The sequence below is a fragment of the Pseudovibrio japonicus genome (genome assembly GCF_014651595.1).
Classification (GTDB): Bacteria; Pseudomonadota; Alphaproteobacteria; order Rhizobiales; family Stappiaceae; genus Pseudovibrio; species Pseudovibrio japonicus.
The window spans coordinates 388,561-404,480 of the sequence record NZ_BMXE01000004.1 but is presented as its reverse complement, the minus strand read 5'-3'; the positions used below and the strand labels follow the sequence as shown (position 1 = coordinate 404,480).

Below are 15,920 nucleotides of genomic sequence, written 5' to 3'. Positions count from 1 at the left end.
TCTTTTTTGCTCCTGGGGTGCCAGTTGGTCTCTCGGGACGGTACTTTTTTGTGTATGGTGCAATAAAGCAATTTATCTTGCGGAGCACCTTTGATCACGCAATGCTAGCGCAGGTTATGATTCGGGCAAACTCGAACGTACCACTAAGACAGGGATGAGGAATCTGGCCGTCGACGTTGGAAATTCTAGAGAGCTTAAAAGCTCTTCTGTTACGCGTCGTTTTAAGCGCCGCGTAATATGGGGTCTTGTAGGCGTTTTTCTGGCCCTGATCTTCATTTTTGGTGGTTATCGGCTGGCGAGTGGCCCGATTGCAATCCCTTATGTAGTGGATTGGGCAATCAGGCAATTTGAAAGTCAAGCGCTCAACGTAACAGTTGGCCGCGCGCAATTCGACCTGTTTGGTGAAAATGGAAGCAGCATAATCCTTGAGGATTCACTGGTCCGTGTCAACGGGCGCACTTCTGCGACCGTGTTGCTTCCGCATGCCGAAGTGGGGGTGAATCTCTTCGGCCTTTTGACCGGAAACCTGGAAGTGACCAGCGTTGCACTTGAACGCCCATCAGCGACGATTAAGCTTGCTGGTGGCTCCGAGCCTTTGCCACGGGTTCAAAACCGCGTTGTGGCAATCGACAAGTTCAGTGTGATTGCGGTTGAAGAGCTGAAACGCTGGCATCTTGAGACGGTCAATATTGAATATGGCCGGTTGGTGATCAATACACCGAGCGAAGAGTTTGTTGCCGACGGTATTGATGCCAATGCTGTGCTGCTTGATGACCTGTCCTTTGCCGTTAACGCGAAGATCGTGGGCAGTGAGGGGGATTGGTCCTGGGATCTGAAGCGCACTGTGACACCGGAAACCGGGACGCGAAACATTTCGGTCACGTTGAACGATGCCTCTTTGAGGGATTTGCTGCCAACACATAGCTTTGCGCAGGATAACAAGCTGGCGAATACGCGTTTGTCTTTTGAAGCAAATGCGGAGCTCTGGCCGACAGGTGAATTCGTCAAAGCGGACATGAACGTTCGTACCACGCCCATCTTCATCCGGACTGCGCCAGATAACTCGGTTACAATCGACGAAGCGTTTCTGGCACTCAGTTTGCAGCGTGACAACCCAGATATTGTTATCGGGCGCTCTCATTTGCGCCGCAAGGACACCCGTATCGTCTTTGGCGGTGTTTTGCAGCCACCGGTCACAGAAGGTGCGGAGTGGAACTATACGCTTGGTTCGCGAGAAATCGTGGTAGCGCCGGATGATGTTAAGTCACCGCCACTGGTGTTCCCGGATGCCTATGCATTGGGTACGTTTGATCCGACAAACTCGCTGATCTCTATTGAACGTGCGCGTGCCGTTGGTCTTGATGCTGACATCAATCTGGCTGGCTCGTTTTACTATGGCAAGCCAGGGCCGTCGCTTGCGCTTTCAGTTTTCAGCCCAAGCCTGAGTTTTGGAGAAGTGCTGCAAGTCTGGCCGACGATTACTGCTCCAAGGGTTCGTACCTGGCTGATTAATCAGATCGGAACCGGCCGCGCTGATAACATCTCGTTGGATATGGCGCTTGGCCCGGCAGCCTTTGACGGAGATCGCAGCACACCTGCGTGGCAGGGCAATGGCCTTACCGCATCGTTTGACGTTATTGACGGGTCGGTCAAGGCGCTGAACTCTTTACCGGTGGCACGGGATATTACCGGCACGGGCAAGATCGAGAATGAGAATTTCTCCATCACCGGACATGATGGCCACTTCCGTATGCAAGACGGTAATATCGTGAAAATCCCGGAAGTTCAGTTTGGGGTCCAACGGATTGCTGGCCCTGGTATCCAGACTGCCGAATTGTCGGTGCGGGTGCAGGGGAATGCTGATGATCTGGCTGTGCTTGCTGATTCTGAACCAATTAACGCGCTGGATGGCTTTAGTGTGGTGCCGGCTGATCTTACCGGCACGGGGGAAGTTCGGGCAGAAGCCGCGTTCCCACTTACCAGGCAAGTCTCGGTAAACGATGTTGAGTGGCGTGCCAGTCTGGACCTGAAGGATTTTACCAGTACGGCGAAGATCTCCGGGCAGATAATCGAAAATGCAGACCTGATTGTTCAGGCTGATAACGAACAAACGCTGGTCTCAGGTAAGGGCAAGCTGAATGGCTTTGTGTCCGAGATTGATTTTAGCGCCAGTCGCGATGGAAGCGGTGCCGATGACAGGCAGGACGTGACGTTTGTCGCTGATGCCAAGGATCTGAAAGAATACGGCGTTGATCTTCAAGACTATGTAACGGGCGCTGTGAAGGTCAATTATGAAGATCTCAGCGGTGCGAAGACATTTGAGCTGGACCTGTCGAAAGCGACAATTAATGTTCCAGAAGTGGGCTGGCGCAAAGCACCGGGTGTACAAGCGATTGCCCGGTTCCGCCTGACAGAATCCGGTAATTCCAAGACGCTTCATAACTTTTCCTTCCTTGCAGAAGGCGTTGAGGTGCGGGGCAATCTGAAGATTGATGGGGCCGGTAATCTGACACTGGCCGACTTCTCCTCGTTTAACCTGCGTCCTAATGATAAGGCCAAGATGACTGTCCGCCCGCGTTCTGGCGGTGGCTACAATGTTGTTATGGATGCTGAACGGTTTGACGGACGTGCCCTCTTTGATTCCTTTGGGGCGAACCATGGCAAGGCTTCGGATAAGAATAATCAGGCGTCGATTGGGCTTACTTTGAATATCGCACGGCTGATCGGCTTTAGAGGTGTTCAGGCTCAAAATGTGCGGGTTGATGGCCTACTGCGCGGCGGGAGCCCCGTTGATCTGACTGTTTCAGGTGCAACGTCGAGCCGCGGGCAGTTCAGCTTTACCATTGGTGGGTCTGGACAGCATCGCTTTGCGAAAGGCAAGATGAACAACACTGGCGAGTTTTTGCGGTTTGTGGACGTCTTCCCACGTATGCGGGGTGGTACCGGGCAGTTGGATATTCAAATGCCTACTGACACCAATTGGGAGGGGCAGCTGACGGTCACAGACTTCTCCATTACGGAAGATCCTGCGATTAAAGCGCTGAGAGGAATCAGGCCAGAGGATATTCGCGGAGCCCACAATAACGAGGTTTATTCGGCTGCGGTTAGTTCCGGTGAGGCTTCGTTCCACAAGATGCGGATGCAGTTCACACGCCGTGGCGATGAGATTAATGTTTCCAAGGGAACGTTGAGCGGGGCCATTATTGGTGGGACCTTTAGTGGTAGCGCCAATCTGAAGAGCCGCAATCTTAATGTGACAGGTACGTTTGTGCCGGCCTACGCAATCAATAACCTGTTTGCGAAACTTCCGGTGGTCGGCCTTATTCTTGGCGGCGGTTCGTCTGATGAAGGGCTGTTTGGGGTGACCTACAAACTGGATGGCAACTTTGACAATCCAAGGTTCCACGTCAATCCGGTCTCTGCGATCGCTCCGGGCGTGTTCCGCCGTATCTTTGAGTTCAGGTAAGGGGTGGCAGGTAGGCTGCAAAGCGCATGCAGACGTGGTCCACCTCCCAGCCTTTCTCGCTTGAATATAGCTGCGGTTCGAGCCGTTTGACGAGGTCCCTGTAAAACCGCTTCTTCTGCGGTTCGTTCAGCTGCTGGGTTAGGGTATCTGTAAAGAGCTCCAGCCAACCCTTCATATCGGCTTCCAGCGTTGTTCTGCGGTCAATTTCAGTGTGATAGATGATCGAGAAGCCTGCCTCTTTCAGCGCGCGGATATAGGTGCTCGGCGGTGGGAAAATCCAAGGGCTTTTGTAGGGGCCGAATTCCGGGTTTTCCGCGAACAGGTGCTCCATGGCAGATCGGATGATGCGGCAGTTCTTGTCAGAGCCCATTTCGCCGACGAACCTGCCTCCCGGTTTCAGGGCTTTCTTCACGCCGCGAATAACGCCTCTATAGTCCTGCATCCAGTTGAGGGCTGCGTTGGAGAATACGGCGTTGAACTCTCCGTCGAAATCAAGGTTTTCAGCGGAAGTGCGAAGGGTCTTGATGCCTTTTTCGTCTGCCAGCGCAAGCATATCCTGCGCGATGTCAATGCCGGTCACGATAGCGCCGCGGCTCTGGATCTCCTGCGCCAGTGTTCCATCACCGCATCCCAGATCCAGAATGCTCTCTCCCTGTTGTATGGCGAGCAGCTCCAAGGTGTCCCGTCCGAAGCTGGTGATATAGGCGGCGAACTCTAGATAGTTCTGTGCGTTCCACTTCTGCTTGGCCATGTGGATTCCCTTAAAACGAAAGGGGCAGATTAGGATAAATGGCCTAGTTCAAAGTGCAGGCCGCTGGATGTAATTGCATAAATTTGCATGGGTCTTGCGGACACAAAAAAAGCCGGGTGTGAGGCCCGGCTTTTTCAAACTCATTATGGCTCAGCTGGTTAGACCGGCTTTAGAAGAACGTGCTTTTTCTTGCCAAGAGAGAGCTTGACCACGCCGTCGTCGGTCAGGTCTGCCTGTGTCACGGTGCGGGTGTGATCTTGCTCTGCCTTGTCGTTGATGCGCACGGCGCCGCCTTTGATGTTGCGGCGCACTTCCCCGTTGGATGCGCACAGGCCTGCTGTCACAAACAGGTTGAGGATACCGAGGCCTTCGGTCAGCTCCGTTTTTGCAATCTCGATGGTTGGCAGGCCCGCAGCGTTTGCGCCTTCTTCAAAGGCCTTGCGAGCGGTTTCGGCGGCTTTTTCAGCTTCCTCGCGGCCATGGAGCAGGGCGGTTGCTTCTGTGGCCAGCACCTTCTTGGCTTCGTTGATCCCGGCACCTTCCATTACTGCGAGGCGCTTGATCTCGTCCATCGGCAGAATGGTGAAGAGTTTCAGGAACTTCTCAACGTCTGCATCTTCGGTATTGCGCCAGAACTGCCAGTAGTCGTAGGGGCTGAGCATGTCGGCGTTGAGCCAGACAGCGCCTGCTGCGGTTTTACCCATTTTGGCGCCGGAGGCTGTGGTCAGCAGCGGGGTGGTAAGGGCGAACAGTTCTTTGTCTGCGAGACGGCGACCAAGGTCCACGCCAGAGAGGATGTTGCTCCACTGATCGGAACCACCCATCTGCAGGCGGCAGCCGGTGCGGCGGTGGATTTCGAGGTAATCGTAGCCCTGAAGCAGCATGTAGTTGAACTCTAGGAACGACAGGTGCTGCTCGCGTTCCAGACGCAGGCGAACGCTGTCGCGCTGGATCATCTGGTTGACGGAAAAGTAGCGGCCTACATCGCGCAGGAAGTCCATGTAGTTGAGTTTGAGCAGCCAGTCGGCATTGTCCATCATCATAGCGTCAGATGGGCCGTCGCCAAAGGTCAGAAACTTTTCAAAGACTTGCTTGATGCCGTCCTTGTTGCGCTCGATGTCCTCATCGGTCAGAACCTTGCGGCTTTCGTCTTTGCCGGTCGGGTCGCCAACGCGGGTGGTGCCGCTTCCCATAAGGGTGATCGGGCGGTGGCCGGTCTTCTGGAACCAATGCAGCATCATGATCTGAACGAGGGAGCCAACGTGCAAGCTGGTCGCGGTACAGTCAAAGCCAATATATGCGGTTACGGTCTCGTTGGCGCACAATTCGTCCAGCCCTTCGGCGTTGGAGAGTTGGTGCAGAAAACCGCGTTCTTCCATTGTCCGCATAAATTCGGATTTATATGAGCTCATTGGTCAAGCCTGTTCAATTTACTGAGTATTTCCAAGTTGAAAGGTCTATACCTGAGTTTTTGCTGGGATTCACTCGTTTTTTCAGGAAAGCCCAAAAGCTATGCGGAAGGGGTGGAATTGTGCGGACAGTTTCGCTCGTAGGGGAGCTTTTTGTGGTTGTGAGGAAGGGGAGTTAGCTGCAGGCAAAAGAAAACCCCGCGTCCTTCTCGAAGGACTTGCGGGGTCTTGCTTTTGTAGTTGGATCGCCGCGATTTACCGTTTCAAGGCTATATGCTGGGGCGTTTTATTTGATTTCCGCCCGTGTACGTCCGGGTTCGATCCATGCTTACCGTCTGATGACGCGCGGTCGCTCAGGCCGTTTGGTAGTTCTGATAAATTTTGCACCTTGTAGAGGGTCTTCATAAACGCATTTTTGCCTTTATCAAAACCATGCAACATGCAGGTCTGGTGGAGTCATTCATTCTCCTTTTCTTGACCTGAAATTAAGATAGGAATAGCTGAGCCTGCTTTCAAGAGATGGGGCAAAAAATAATTAGCGGCTGCTTGCCGGAACTCGCCGGTTTCATAGAAAACCCTAGGAAGATGAGTGTGTTGGCGGAATTATTTTGTTGGTTTTTGGGAGTTTTTTTAGTGCGTTCAGGCGGGGAGAAACACCTTGAAATGAAAAAGAGTTCTGCTGCCTGATGTGGGTGAATTTCGTTTGCGCGCAAATGTGCGTTGGTTTGCGTTATTTAGGGTTTTGCTGCGTTGATATGTGAAGGTGGGAATGGCTGGCAAAAATCTTTTATTGGTCGCGGGATCGGTTGATTGGTGAAGAAAATTTATGCAAAGCTTTTGGGGGTGCCGTGAGTGATGTGGCGGTGTTCTGATGCAGGATTGTATCATCGGACTGGCTGGTGAATGTCAGGCAAAATAAAACCCCGACTGTGGTCAGTCGGGGTTTTATTTTTGCCTAAATGACGGGGCCGCTCTTTAACAGCGTCTCCTTATTTGAAAGCCAGCCTCTGGCCTTCATAAAGGGACGCCGTTTGCATTGGAGTTAGAGCAGGCCTGTCTTGTCTTAGACGGAGTAGTACATGTCGAACTCAACTGGGTGAGGGGTCATGTCTGTGCGCATGACTTCTTCCATCTTCAGTTCGATGTAAGCGTCGATCTGGTCGTCGTCGAATACGCCGCCTGCTTTGAGGTACTCACGGTCTGCATCGAGGCATTCCAGAGCTTCGCGCAGGGATGCTGCAACGGTTGGGATCTCGGAGAGTTCTTCCGCTGGCAGATCGTACAGGTTCTTATCCATTGCTTCACCAGGATGGATCTTGTTACGGATGCCATCAAGGCCAGCCATCAGCTGTGCAGCGAACGCCAGGTATGGGTTTGCAGAAGGATCCGGGAAGCGAACTTCAACGCGTTTGCCCTTCGGAGAAGATGTGAATGGAATACGGCAGGATGCAGAACGGTTCTGGGAAGAGTATGCCAGAAGAACTGGAGCCTCATAGCCCGGCACCAGACGCTTGTAGGAGTTGGTGGACGCATTGGTGAATGCGTTCAGAGATTTCGCGTGCTTCAGGATGCCACCGATGAAGTACAGAGCATTCTCGGAAAGGTCTGCGTACTGGTTGCCTGCGAAGGTTGGTTTGCCGTCGTCCCATAGGGAGAAGTGGCAGTGCATGCCTGTGCCGTTGTCGCCGAAGACTGGCTTAGGCATGAAGGTCGCGGACTTGCCATAAGCGTGAGCAACCTGATGAACCGCATACTTATAGATCTGCATGTGGTCAGCCATGGTGGTCAGGGTCTGGAACTGCATACCCAGTTCGTGCTGAGCAGCTGCCACTTCGTGGTGGTGCTTTTCAACCTTAACGCCCATGTCGGTCATCACGGAAAGCATTTCAGAACGGATGTCCTGAGCGCTGTCGATTGGAGGAACCGGGAAGTAACCGCCTTTTGTGCGAGGGCGGTGACCGAGGTTGCCGGACTCATACTCGCTGTCCATGTTTGATGGCAGTTCGGAACAGTCCAGCTTGAAGCCGGTGTTGTATGGATCGGATGCGAAGCGAACGTCATCGAAGATGAAGAATTCAGCTTCCGGGCCAACGTATACAGTGTCGCCTGCGCCACATGCTTTTACATAGGCTTCCGCGCGCTTAGCTGTCATACGCGGGTCACGATTGTAACCTTCGCCTGTGCGTGGGTCCAGAACGTCACAGAAGACGGACATGGTGGACTGCGCGAAGAATGGGTCGATATGAGCTGTTTCCGGATCTGGCATCAGCATCATGTCGGATTCGTTGATCGCCTTCCAGCCAGCGATAGAAGAACCGTCGAATGCAACGCCTTCAGCGAACATGTCTTCGTGCACCTGGGAAACATCCATGGTGACGTGCTGCAGCTTGCCGCGTGGATCAGAAAAACGAAGATCTACGAACTTTACGTCTTTTTCCTGGATTTCTTTCAAGACATCAGCGGAGGTCGTCATAACTTCCTATTCCTCTTATAAATTCGCCAGTGGCGTCGTGTTGTTCTGCTGAAGACCAAGCCTGGCGGGAGTGCTCCCCCCAACGCGTCACCGGTCCCCTATTAAGTCCTAGAGTTCGCCCGCGGTGAGTTGCGTTCATGCAGGAAACTCTAAATCTGTGTTCGGCCCGTTCCCTGATCCAAGTCTTCACGGTTTCGGGCAGGAAAATGTCTTAAACGGCGTCTTCACCGGTTTCGCCGGTGCGGATACGGATGGCTTCTTCGATGTTTGAAACAAAGATTTTGCCATCACCAATGCGGCCGGTCTGTGCGGCATCGCGCACGGCTTCTACTGCTTTTTCAACAAGATCGTCGTTGAGTACGATCTCAACCTTCACCTTTGGCAGAAAGTCGACCACGTATTCAGCACCGCGATAGAGCTCTGTATGACCCTTCTGGCGGCCAAATCCTTTTGCCTCGGTGACGGTGATCCCCTGAAGGCCAACTTCCTGAAGTGCTTCTTTCACTTCATCCAGTTTGAACGGCTTAATGATCGCCTCGATTTTCTTCATGGTCGTCACACTCTCAGTTCGTCTTGTTATCTGCCTGCGCTGCTGGTCTGGCATGCTCTAAAAAAATGACCAGCGCGTGTGCAGAAAGTTCGTGCATCAAAACTTTTGGTATTTTGAATGCAGAAACCGTGCCAGTTTTGAAATTTTCATAAAAAGCCGCGAAAACGGGCAGTTTGCTCCGTGAATAATAAGGGGGGAATGCACCTGAAATATATCTGGTGCACAAGCACTGTGCAGGTTGGTTAAAATTTGGGCAGTGCACGATTTATTCATCTCGGCAGAAACTAGGTGTTGGTTCCCTGTGCAAGGCAGGGTTATGTTGGTGTTGCAAACGCTGATGCAGTTTCTCGCGCGTGTTTATTCCAGTGCCGCAAGGCAATTTTGGGGCCGCGCGGTTAAAGGAGCGAGTGATGAGGTTGGTTTCTCTCGATCATGTCGTGCTTACCGTTCATGACGTTGAACGTACCAGTCGTTTTTATCAGGACGTACTGGGTATGACGGAGATCGTATTTGGAGGTGGGCGACGGGCGTTGCATTTTGGACAGCAGAAGATCAACCTACAGCCGGTTGATATTGCGCATGAGCCGCTGGCCCGTGAGCAGGTGCCGGGCACTGCTGACCTGTGCTTCCTCGTTGAAAGTCTGGATGCTGCTATCGCACGGCTGAATGCGGCCTCTGTGATAATAGAGGAGGGGCCGGCGTTTCGGACCGGTGCCAGCTCTCCAATCCTTTCCGTTTATATCCGTGACCCCGATGGCAATCTGATTGAGCTTTCCCAGCCTCAGGATGTGGTGATTGCCAGTGATGACCGGGTAAACGGGAAGGGTGCAAAGAAGACGGCGCCAAAGTCTAATCGCTAGCGTGCCAGCGCCTTTGCGTCGCTGCTGTGTTGACGAGGTATTGCGTGCAGTTGGGCGTCCTTGAGGATGTGTCTTGTGCTGGTCCTGTTGAGATGCTGCTTCGCGATTGTTGTTTTGCCTTTCGGTTTGCTTGCCCGGCTTTTGCGGCGAGCAGATAAGTGCTGTGCGGAGGCGGGTCTCTATTATTTATGAATTTCCCGCAGTCTGCGCGTTTGGGAGTTGGAGAGCGTTATGCATGAGTTGTTGACACCCCTACAGATGAAGAAGGCGGACCGGCTAACTATTGAGAGTGGTATTGCCGGTATTGAGCTGATGCATAACGCTGGTAGAGGCGTGTTTGATGCAATGCGTCAGCTCCTGCATGCCAACTCGCGGATTCTTGTTTTTTGTGGTCCGGGCAATAATGGCGGAGATGGCTTTGTCGTGGCGCAGCTTGCGGCCAATGAGGAGTTTTCTGTTCGTGTTGGGTTGCTGTGTGATCCGAAGGCACTGGAAGGTGATGCGGAGCTGGCTTACGACGAAATGGATCTTGATCTGACGTCTATGGAGGACATGCGAGCCGCCCTTGATGAGTTGAGCGAGGATGATGTGATCGTGGATGCCTTATTTGGCGCTGGTCTGTCCCGTCCGCTTGATGATGAAATTCTGGAGCTTGTGCAGCAAATCAATGAGAGTCCGGCACAGTGTGTTGCGGTTGATCTGCCGTCAGGTGTGAGTGGCCGGAGCGGGGCTGTGCTGGGTGAGGCTGTGCACGCGGATCTTACCGTTACATTCTTTCGGGCCAAGCCGGGGCATTATCTTTATCCGGGCAGGGCCCATTGTGGTGAGGTGGTTGTTGAGCAGATTGGTCTTGAGGATGCTGTGTTAAAGCAGGTTGGACCAACGGCCTCTTATAACTGCGATACACTTTGGGGTGATATTCCCGATGAGCCCGGGATTGCTGGCCACAAATATAATAGAGGGCACACGATTGTTGTGAGTGGGCCCAAATTTTCTACCGGTGCCAGCCGTCTTGCCGCGCTGGGTGCGCAGCGGGCGGGGAGTGGACTTGTTACGGTTGTGGCCCGTGAGCAGGCGGCGCTGGTGCATGCGGCGCATCTGACGAGCGTTATGATCCGTCCAGCGGAGCGCATTGCCGACTTTGAGCGCATTCTTGAAGATGAGCGTCTGAACTCTGTGGTGATTGGTCCCGCTGCGGGTATTGGACGGGAAACGCAGGAGCGTGTGGCCGAGTGCCTTACTGGTGAGCGCGGGGTGGTGCTGGATGCGGACGCGCTGATGTCCTTTGAGGATAATCCAGAGGACCTCTTCGGATATATTGCTGAGGCCGGGAGCGCTGGGCGTGTGGTGTTGACGCCGCATGAGGGGGAGTTTCGGCGGCTGTTCCCTGATCTGTTGGGCCGGGCTTCCACTGATTGCAAAGTGGAGCGGACCAGAAAGGCGGCTGAGCGGGCCGGGGCCGTTGTTGTGCTGAAGGGTGCGGATACGGTCATTGCGGATCCCAACGGGCAGGCGGCAATCAATACGAGTGGCACGCCGTGGCTTGCCACTGCCGGATCTGGTGATGTGCTTGCCGGTGTGATTGGCGGGTATCTGGCGCAGGGGCTGACTGGATTTGAAGCTGCGGCAAAAGGCGTGTGGGTGCATGGGCGGGCTGCGGAGCTTGCCGGAGCCGGGCTCATTGCAGAAGATCTGATTGCGTGCCTGCCGGATGTGGTGAGCGAGCTGGCCGAGTTCATGAGCGATTTTTAGGGCATCTTCGATCGATCCGGCTGTGATGGGCGTTCCGTTGGATGGCGCTTTGTCGTCGTCTGGGGAGGCGTTTGGGCCGCATAGATCTATTTGACCGTCATAAGAATGCCCGTCTTGAGGGTGATAAAGCAGGTGATGGCCGCCGGAGGTTGTCTTTTACGGACAGCGCGGCGGCTTTCGCATGGTGTGCTCTTTTGCTGCTTTGTGGTAAAATGGCAGGCACACGCTGATCGATAAGGCGGTTGCCAGAACAGAAAAAACAATGTGATGCGATCTTTCCTTGGAGAAATAAGTGCCTGAATGACGTAATGCACAGCTTCATTGGTAGAAATGGCGTGGAAAACCAAGAACTGGGCATAAACAACGCATTAGGTGGTTGACTTCTCTCGGGTTCCCATTTAGCTACCCCTCCAACGCGGCTGTGGCGAAATTGGTAGACGCACCAGATTTAGGTTCTGGCGGGAGACCGTGGGGGTTCGAGTCCCTCCAGCCGCACCATATCCCCGGTGATACGGTGCATAGATAAACGACCGTAGCTTATCGGAAACGGAAAAGTTGAGGGCGTTGTCGAAGTTCGGTTTATGCTCACCTTTTCGCCAGGCGGATAAGAGCTGAGGGTTCTACCTTAAGCACAAACTCTTCCTTCGAAATTGGTGACTGTTCTCCGTCCTGGGGCAAACCATTATTGGTTTGTCGGTACACGTCCTAAATCAAGGACGAAGCAAAGCAAATGCAGGTATCAGAAACCCTGGCCGAGGGCCTAAAGCGCGAACTCAAAGTCGTTATCCCGGCGACGGATCTGGCGACCCGCCTCGATGAATACCTTAATGACATGAAGTCAAAGGTAAACATTAACGGCTTCCGTCCGGGTAAAGTTCCCCTTTCACATCTGAAGAAAGTTCATGGCCGTCAGGCAATGGGTGAGCTGATCGGTAACCTGATCAACGAAACCACTGCTAAGACCATCGAAGAGCGCAAAGAAAAGCCAGCTCTTCAGCCTGAAATCGATCTTCCTGATGATGATGCAGAAAAGGTTTTGGCTGGCGAAGCAGATCTTGCTTACACCATTTCCTACGAAGTTCTGCCTGAGTTCGAAATCGTAGATTTCTCCGCAATTGAACTTGAGCGCCCAATCGTTGAGATTTCTGAAGAGGAAGTCGACGAGCAGGTTAAGCAGATCGCAGAAAGCAACCGTCCATTTGAAGCGCGTGAAGAAGGCGCTGCTGCTGAAGACGGTGACCGCGTCACTATGCACTACCTGGGTAAGCTTGACGGCGAGCCGTTTGAAGGTGGTGAAGACGAGAACGGTCAGCTGGTTCTGGGTTCTGGTCAGTTCATTCCTGGCTTCGAAGAGCAGGTTGTTGGCATGAAGGTTGGTGACAAGAAAGTCATCGACGTGACCTTCCCTGAAGAATATGGCGCAGCAAACCTCGCTGGCCGCGCAGTTACCTTCGACATCGACGTTAAGGGCATTGAAGCTCCGGGCGACGTTGCTATTGACGATGAAATGGCAACCAAGCTGGGTCTTGAGTCCCTGGACAAGCTGAAAGAAATCGTTCGTGGCCAGATTGAAAGCCAGTTCGGTGCAGCGACCCGTCAGAAAGTGAAGCGCGTTCTTCTGGACAAGCTGGACGAAGAGTACACTTTCGAACTGCCTGAAAAACTTCTGGAAGCAGAGTTTGATGGTGTTTGGAAGCAGGTTCAGGCTGACATGGAGCAGTCCGGCAAGACGTTCGAAGACGAAAACACAACCGAAGAAGAGTCCAAAGCGGAATACCGCAAGATCTCCGAGCGCCGCGTGCGTCTGGGTCTGGTTCTTTCTGAAGTTGGTGAGCAGAACAGCATTCAGGTTTCTGATGAAGAAGTTCAGAAAGCTCTGTTTGACCGCGTTCGTCAGTTCCCAGGTCAAGAGCAGCAGGTGTTCGAATTCTACAAGAACAACCAGCAGGCTCTCGCTTCCTTGCGTGCCCCAATCTACGAAGAGAAGGTTGTGGACTACATCCTGGAACTTGCTAAAGTTTCTGACAAAGTCGTCTCCAAGGACGAGCTTCTGGCTCAGGACGAAGACGAAGCATAATTTTCGGGATTGTCCGAGAAATTTGGAAAAGGGGGCCTTGCGTCCCCTTTTTCTTGTTTGGCATATTGAAATTTCAGGTGGAAAGCCAAGATATCTGAGAACGTCTTGCGTGCATCGCGAGCCTGTGGTCTTTAAGCTCCCTTATAATTGGGATAAGACTATCGGGTCTTATGGAAACACTCCATAAACCTTGTGGCTTTACCTTTTGGCAAGTGCCGTTAAGACAAGGGCGACATCCCATGGGTGGGCATGTCGCTTTTTTCGACATAAGTTTCTTGCAGGCTTGCCGGAATGCCGGATAAGTTACAGAGCTTACGTAAGCTTTCTGCATATTTAAAATGGATGACGCATGACCGATCCTGTTGAGTATTTCACGAACAGCCTGGTGCCAATGGTTGTAGAGCAAACCAACCGGGGTGAGCGGGCCTATGACATCTTCTCAAGGCTGCTGAAGGAACGCATTATCTTTCTGACTGGTCCTGTGGAAGATACAATGGCGACGCTGGTCTGTTCCCAGTTGCTTTATCTGGAAGCGGAAAACCCGAATAAAGAAATTGCGCTTTATATCAATTCTCCGGGTGGCGTTGTGACCAGTGGTCTTGCTATTTATGACACTATGCAGTTTATCCGGCCAAAGATTTCCACTCTTTGTATCGGTCAGGCCGCAAGTATGGGGTCCTTGCTGTTGGCTGCCGGTGAGAAGGGCATGCGCTTTTCTCTGCCTAACAGCCGCGTCATGGTTCACCAGCCTTCCGGTGGTTTCCGCGGGCAGGCAGCAGACATTATGCTGCATGCACAGGAGATCCTTAAGCTGAAGCGTCGCCTCAATGAGATCTATGTGTCTCACACAGGTCAGACACTTGAAGCTGTTGAAGAAGCGCTCGAGCGTGATAACTTTATGAGTGCAGATGCGGCGAAAGAGTTCGGTCTGGTTGATAACGTTATCGAAAATCGCGAGAGTTTGAACGTTATCGAACCTGCTTAACGCTGGTTGTAAAAAGTAACGCACGTGAAAGTTTTTTTAACAGGGAATGAACTTTACGTGCGTGGCTTAAAGGAATGTTGATTATTGCGGGCCAAATATCGGATAAGAGAATGGCTGTTCGTAAATTCCAAAGCTTCCCTCTGGAAGCGGAACGCGAAACGCGATAAGTCAATAGAATGTCGAAGCGAACGTTTCGCTGTCGAGTTAAGAATTCTAGCAGGGGCTGCGTCCCCTGAAACGATGCGGGGTTATATCTCATGAGCAAAGCCAGCGGCAGCGACAGCAAGAATACGCTTTACTGCTCGTTTTGCGGAAAAAGCCAGCATGAGGTCCGTAAGCTGATTGCGGGTCCGACCGTATTCATCTGCGATGAGTGCGTTGAACTCTGCATGGACATTATTCGCGAAGAAAACAAATCTTCGCTGGTGAAGTCTCGTGATGGGATCCCGACACCTCAGGAAATTCGTGGCGTCCTGGATGATTATGTGATTGGTCAGGGCCGAGCCAAAAAGGTTCTGTCCGTAGCGGTGCACAACCACTACAAACGCCTCAATCATGCGTCCAAGAACAACGATGTTGAACTTGCAAAGTCCAACATCCTGCTGGTTGGTCCTACCGGATGTGGTAAAACCCATCTGGCACAAACGCTCGCCCGAATTCTGGATGTTCCGTTTACGATGGCTGACGCAACCACGCTGACTGAAGCGGGTTATGTTGGTGAAGACGTAGAAAATATTATTTTGAAGCTGCTCCAGGCAGCTGACTACAATGTTGAGCGTGCACAGCGCGGTATTGTCTACATCGATGAGGTGGACAAAATTACCCGTAAGGCAGAAAACCCATCCATTACCCGCGATGTTTCCGGGGAAGGTGTTCAGCAGGCACTGCTGAAGATCATGGAAGGAACTGTTGCCTCTGTTCCACCGCAGGGTGGTCGCAAGCACCCGCAGCAGGAGTTCCTGCAGGTAGATACAACAAATATTCTGTTTATCTGCGGTGGTGCTTTTGCTGGTCTGGACAAAATCATTTCTGACCGTGGTCGTTCTACCTCGATCGGCTTCAGTGCCTCTGTTCTGGCACCTGAAGATCGTAAGACAGGTGAGCTGTTCTCGGAGCTGGAACCTGAAGATCTTCTCAAGTTCGGTCTGATTCCGGAATTTGTCGGTCGCTTGCCAGTGATCGCTACTCTGGAAGATCTGGATGAAGATGCTCTGGTTTCAATTCTGAGCCAGCCTAAGAATGCTTTGGTTGCCCAATATCAACGTCTCTTCGAGATGGAAAATGTTGAGCTGACCTTCCATGAAGAAGCCTTGAAGGCGGTTGCCCGCAAGGCGATCGACCGCAAGACCGGTGCTCGTGGTTTGAGGTCTATCCTTGAAGCAATTCTGCTGGAGACCATGTATGAGCTTCCTGGACTGAAAGGCGTCAAGGAAGTCGTGATTTCTGCTGAAGTTGTCGATGGTGAGGCACGTCCTTTGTACATTTATGAGGATCGTGCGGAGAATTCTGCAACCAGCGCCTGAGGCGTTGCGTGACTGATTAGCCAGCATGCGTCGCTCGCAGTATTGAGTTGAATTTGGGCGGTAACTTGAAATAA

10 protein-coding genes and 1 tRNA gene are annotated in these 15,920 nt (G+C 52.6%); 7 read left to right on the top strand and 4 right to left on the bottom strand.

Going from position 1 to position 15,920, the window contains the following annotated elements; translation table 11 throughout:
* Positions 1-154: 154 nt before the first annotated feature.
* A complete protein-coding gene (locus IE076_RS13435) occupies positions 155-3,466 on the top strand; it encodes an AsmA-like C-terminal domain-containing protein (protein WP_209009091.1) in 3,312 nt (1,103 codons plus the stop codon).
* Here the strand turns inward: IE076_RS13435 and IE076_RS13430 are convergent.
* The 4 genes from IE076_RS13430 to IE076_RS13415 form a co-directional block, all read right to left on the bottom strand.
* Entirely contained in the window at positions 3,459-4,217 is a 759-nt protein-coding gene (locus tag IE076_RS13430; RefSeq protein ID WP_189437284.1) for a class I SAM-dependent methyltransferase, read from the bottom strand. The genes IE076_RS13435 and IE076_RS13430 overlap by 8 nt on opposite strands.
* Before the next feature lie 158 nt (positions 4,218-4,375).
* The gene (gene tyrS, locus IE076_RS13425; protein ID WP_189437283.1) at positions 4,376-5,629 is read right to left on the bottom strand and encodes a tyrosine--tRNA ligase; all 1,254 of its coding nucleotides are present in this window, start codon (positions 5,627-5,629) and stop codon (positions 4,376-4,378) included.
* A gap of 1,060 nt (positions 5,630-6,689) precedes the next feature.
* Positions 6,690-8,099 (bottom strand): type I glutamate--ammonia ligase, encoded by a 1,410-nt coding sequence (gene glnA / locus IE076_RS13420; RefSeq protein WP_189437282.1) that lies wholly within the window; start codon positions 8,097-8,099, stop codon positions 6,690-6,692.
* Positions 8,100-8,310: 211 nt separating this feature from the next.
* Entirely contained in the window at positions 8,311-8,649 is a 339-nt protein-coding gene (locus IE076_RS13415; RefSeq protein WP_189437281.1) for a P-II family nitrogen regulator, read from the bottom strand.
* Between the two features lie 407 nt (positions 8,650-9,056).
* On the opposite strand from IE076_RS13415, the gene IE076_RS13410 reads away from it, so the two are divergent.
* The 6 genes from IE076_RS13410 (at position 9,057) to clpX (ending at position 15,846) form a co-directional block, all read left to right on the top strand.
* The gene (locus tag IE076_RS13410; RefSeq protein WP_209009090.1) at positions 9,057-9,509 is read left to right on the top strand and encodes a VOC family protein; all 453 of its coding nucleotides are present in this window, start codon (positions 9,057-9,059) and stop codon (positions 9,507-9,509) included.
* A 231-nt stretch (positions 9,510-9,740) separates the two neighbouring features.
* Complete coding sequence (locus tag IE076_RS13405) at positions 9,741-11,261, top strand: NAD(P)H-hydrate dehydratase (protein ID WP_209009089.1); 1,521 nt, start codon at positions 9,741-9,743, stop codon at positions 11,259-11,261.
* A gap of 415 nt (positions 11,262-11,676) precedes the next feature.
* Positions 11,677-11,759: transfer RNA gene (locus tag IE076_RS13400), tRNA-Leu, on the top strand.
* A 232-nt stretch (positions 11,760-11,991) separates the two neighbouring features.
* A complete protein-coding gene (gene tig, locus IE076_RS13395) occupies positions 11,992-13,338 on the top strand; it encodes a trigger factor (RefSeq protein ID WP_189437279.1) in 1,347 nt (448 codons plus the stop codon).
* Positions 13,339-13,687: 349 nt separating this feature from the next.
* A complete protein-coding gene (gene clpP / locus IE076_RS13390; RefSeq protein ID WP_054667034.1) occupies positions 13,688-14,323 on the top strand; it encodes an ATP-dependent Clp endopeptidase proteolytic subunit ClpP in 636 nt (211 codons plus the stop codon).
* 257 nt (positions 14,324-14,580) lie between these two features.
* Positions 14,581-15,846: an ATP-dependent Clp protease ATP-binding subunit ClpX gene (gene clpX / locus IE076_RS13385; protein ID WP_189437278.1), complete on the top strand. Its 1,266-nt coding sequence runs from the start codon at positions 14,581-14,583 to the stop codon at positions 15,844-15,846.
* Positions 15,847-15,920: the final 74 nt, after the last annotated feature.

What these genes read in the sequence shown, in the direction of transcription:
- clpX (WP_189437278.1), top strand. Translation starts at nt 14,581, where the DNA reads ATGAGCAAAGCCAGCGGCAGCGACAGCAAGAATACGCTTTACTGCTCG.
- tig (WP_189437279.1), top strand. Translation starts at nt 11,992, where the DNA reads ATGCAGGTATCAGAAACCCTGGCCGAGGGCCTAAAGCGCGAACTCAAA.
- IE076_RS13415 (WP_189437281.1), bottom strand. Translation starts at nt 8,649, where the DNA reads ATGAAGAAAATCGAGGCGATCATTAAGCCGTTCAAACTGGATGAAGTG.
- IE076_RS13405 (WP_209009089.1), top strand. Translation starts at nt 9,741, where the DNA reads ATGCATGAGTTGTTGACACCCCTACAGATGAAGAAGGCGGACCGGCTA.
- IE076_RS13435 (WP_209009091.1), top strand. Translation starts at nt 155, where the DNA reads ATGAGGAATCTGGCCGTCGACGTTGGAAATTCTAGAGAGCTTAAAAGC.
- clpP (WP_054667034.1), top strand. Translation starts at nt 13,688, where the DNA reads ATGACCGATCCTGTTGAGTATTTCACGAACAGCCTGGTGCCAATGGTT.
- tyrS (WP_189437283.1), bottom strand. Translation starts at nt 5,629, where the DNA reads ATGAGCTCATATAAATCCGAATTTATGCGGACAATGGAAGAACGCGGT.
- glnA (WP_189437282.1), bottom strand. Translation starts at nt 8,099, where the DNA reads ATGACGACCTCCGCTGATGTCTTGAAAGAAATCCAGGAAAAAGACGTA.
- IE076_RS13430 (WP_189437284.1), bottom strand. Translation starts at nt 4,217, where the DNA reads ATGGCCAAGCAGAAGTGGAACGCACAGAACTATCTAGAGTTCGCCGCC.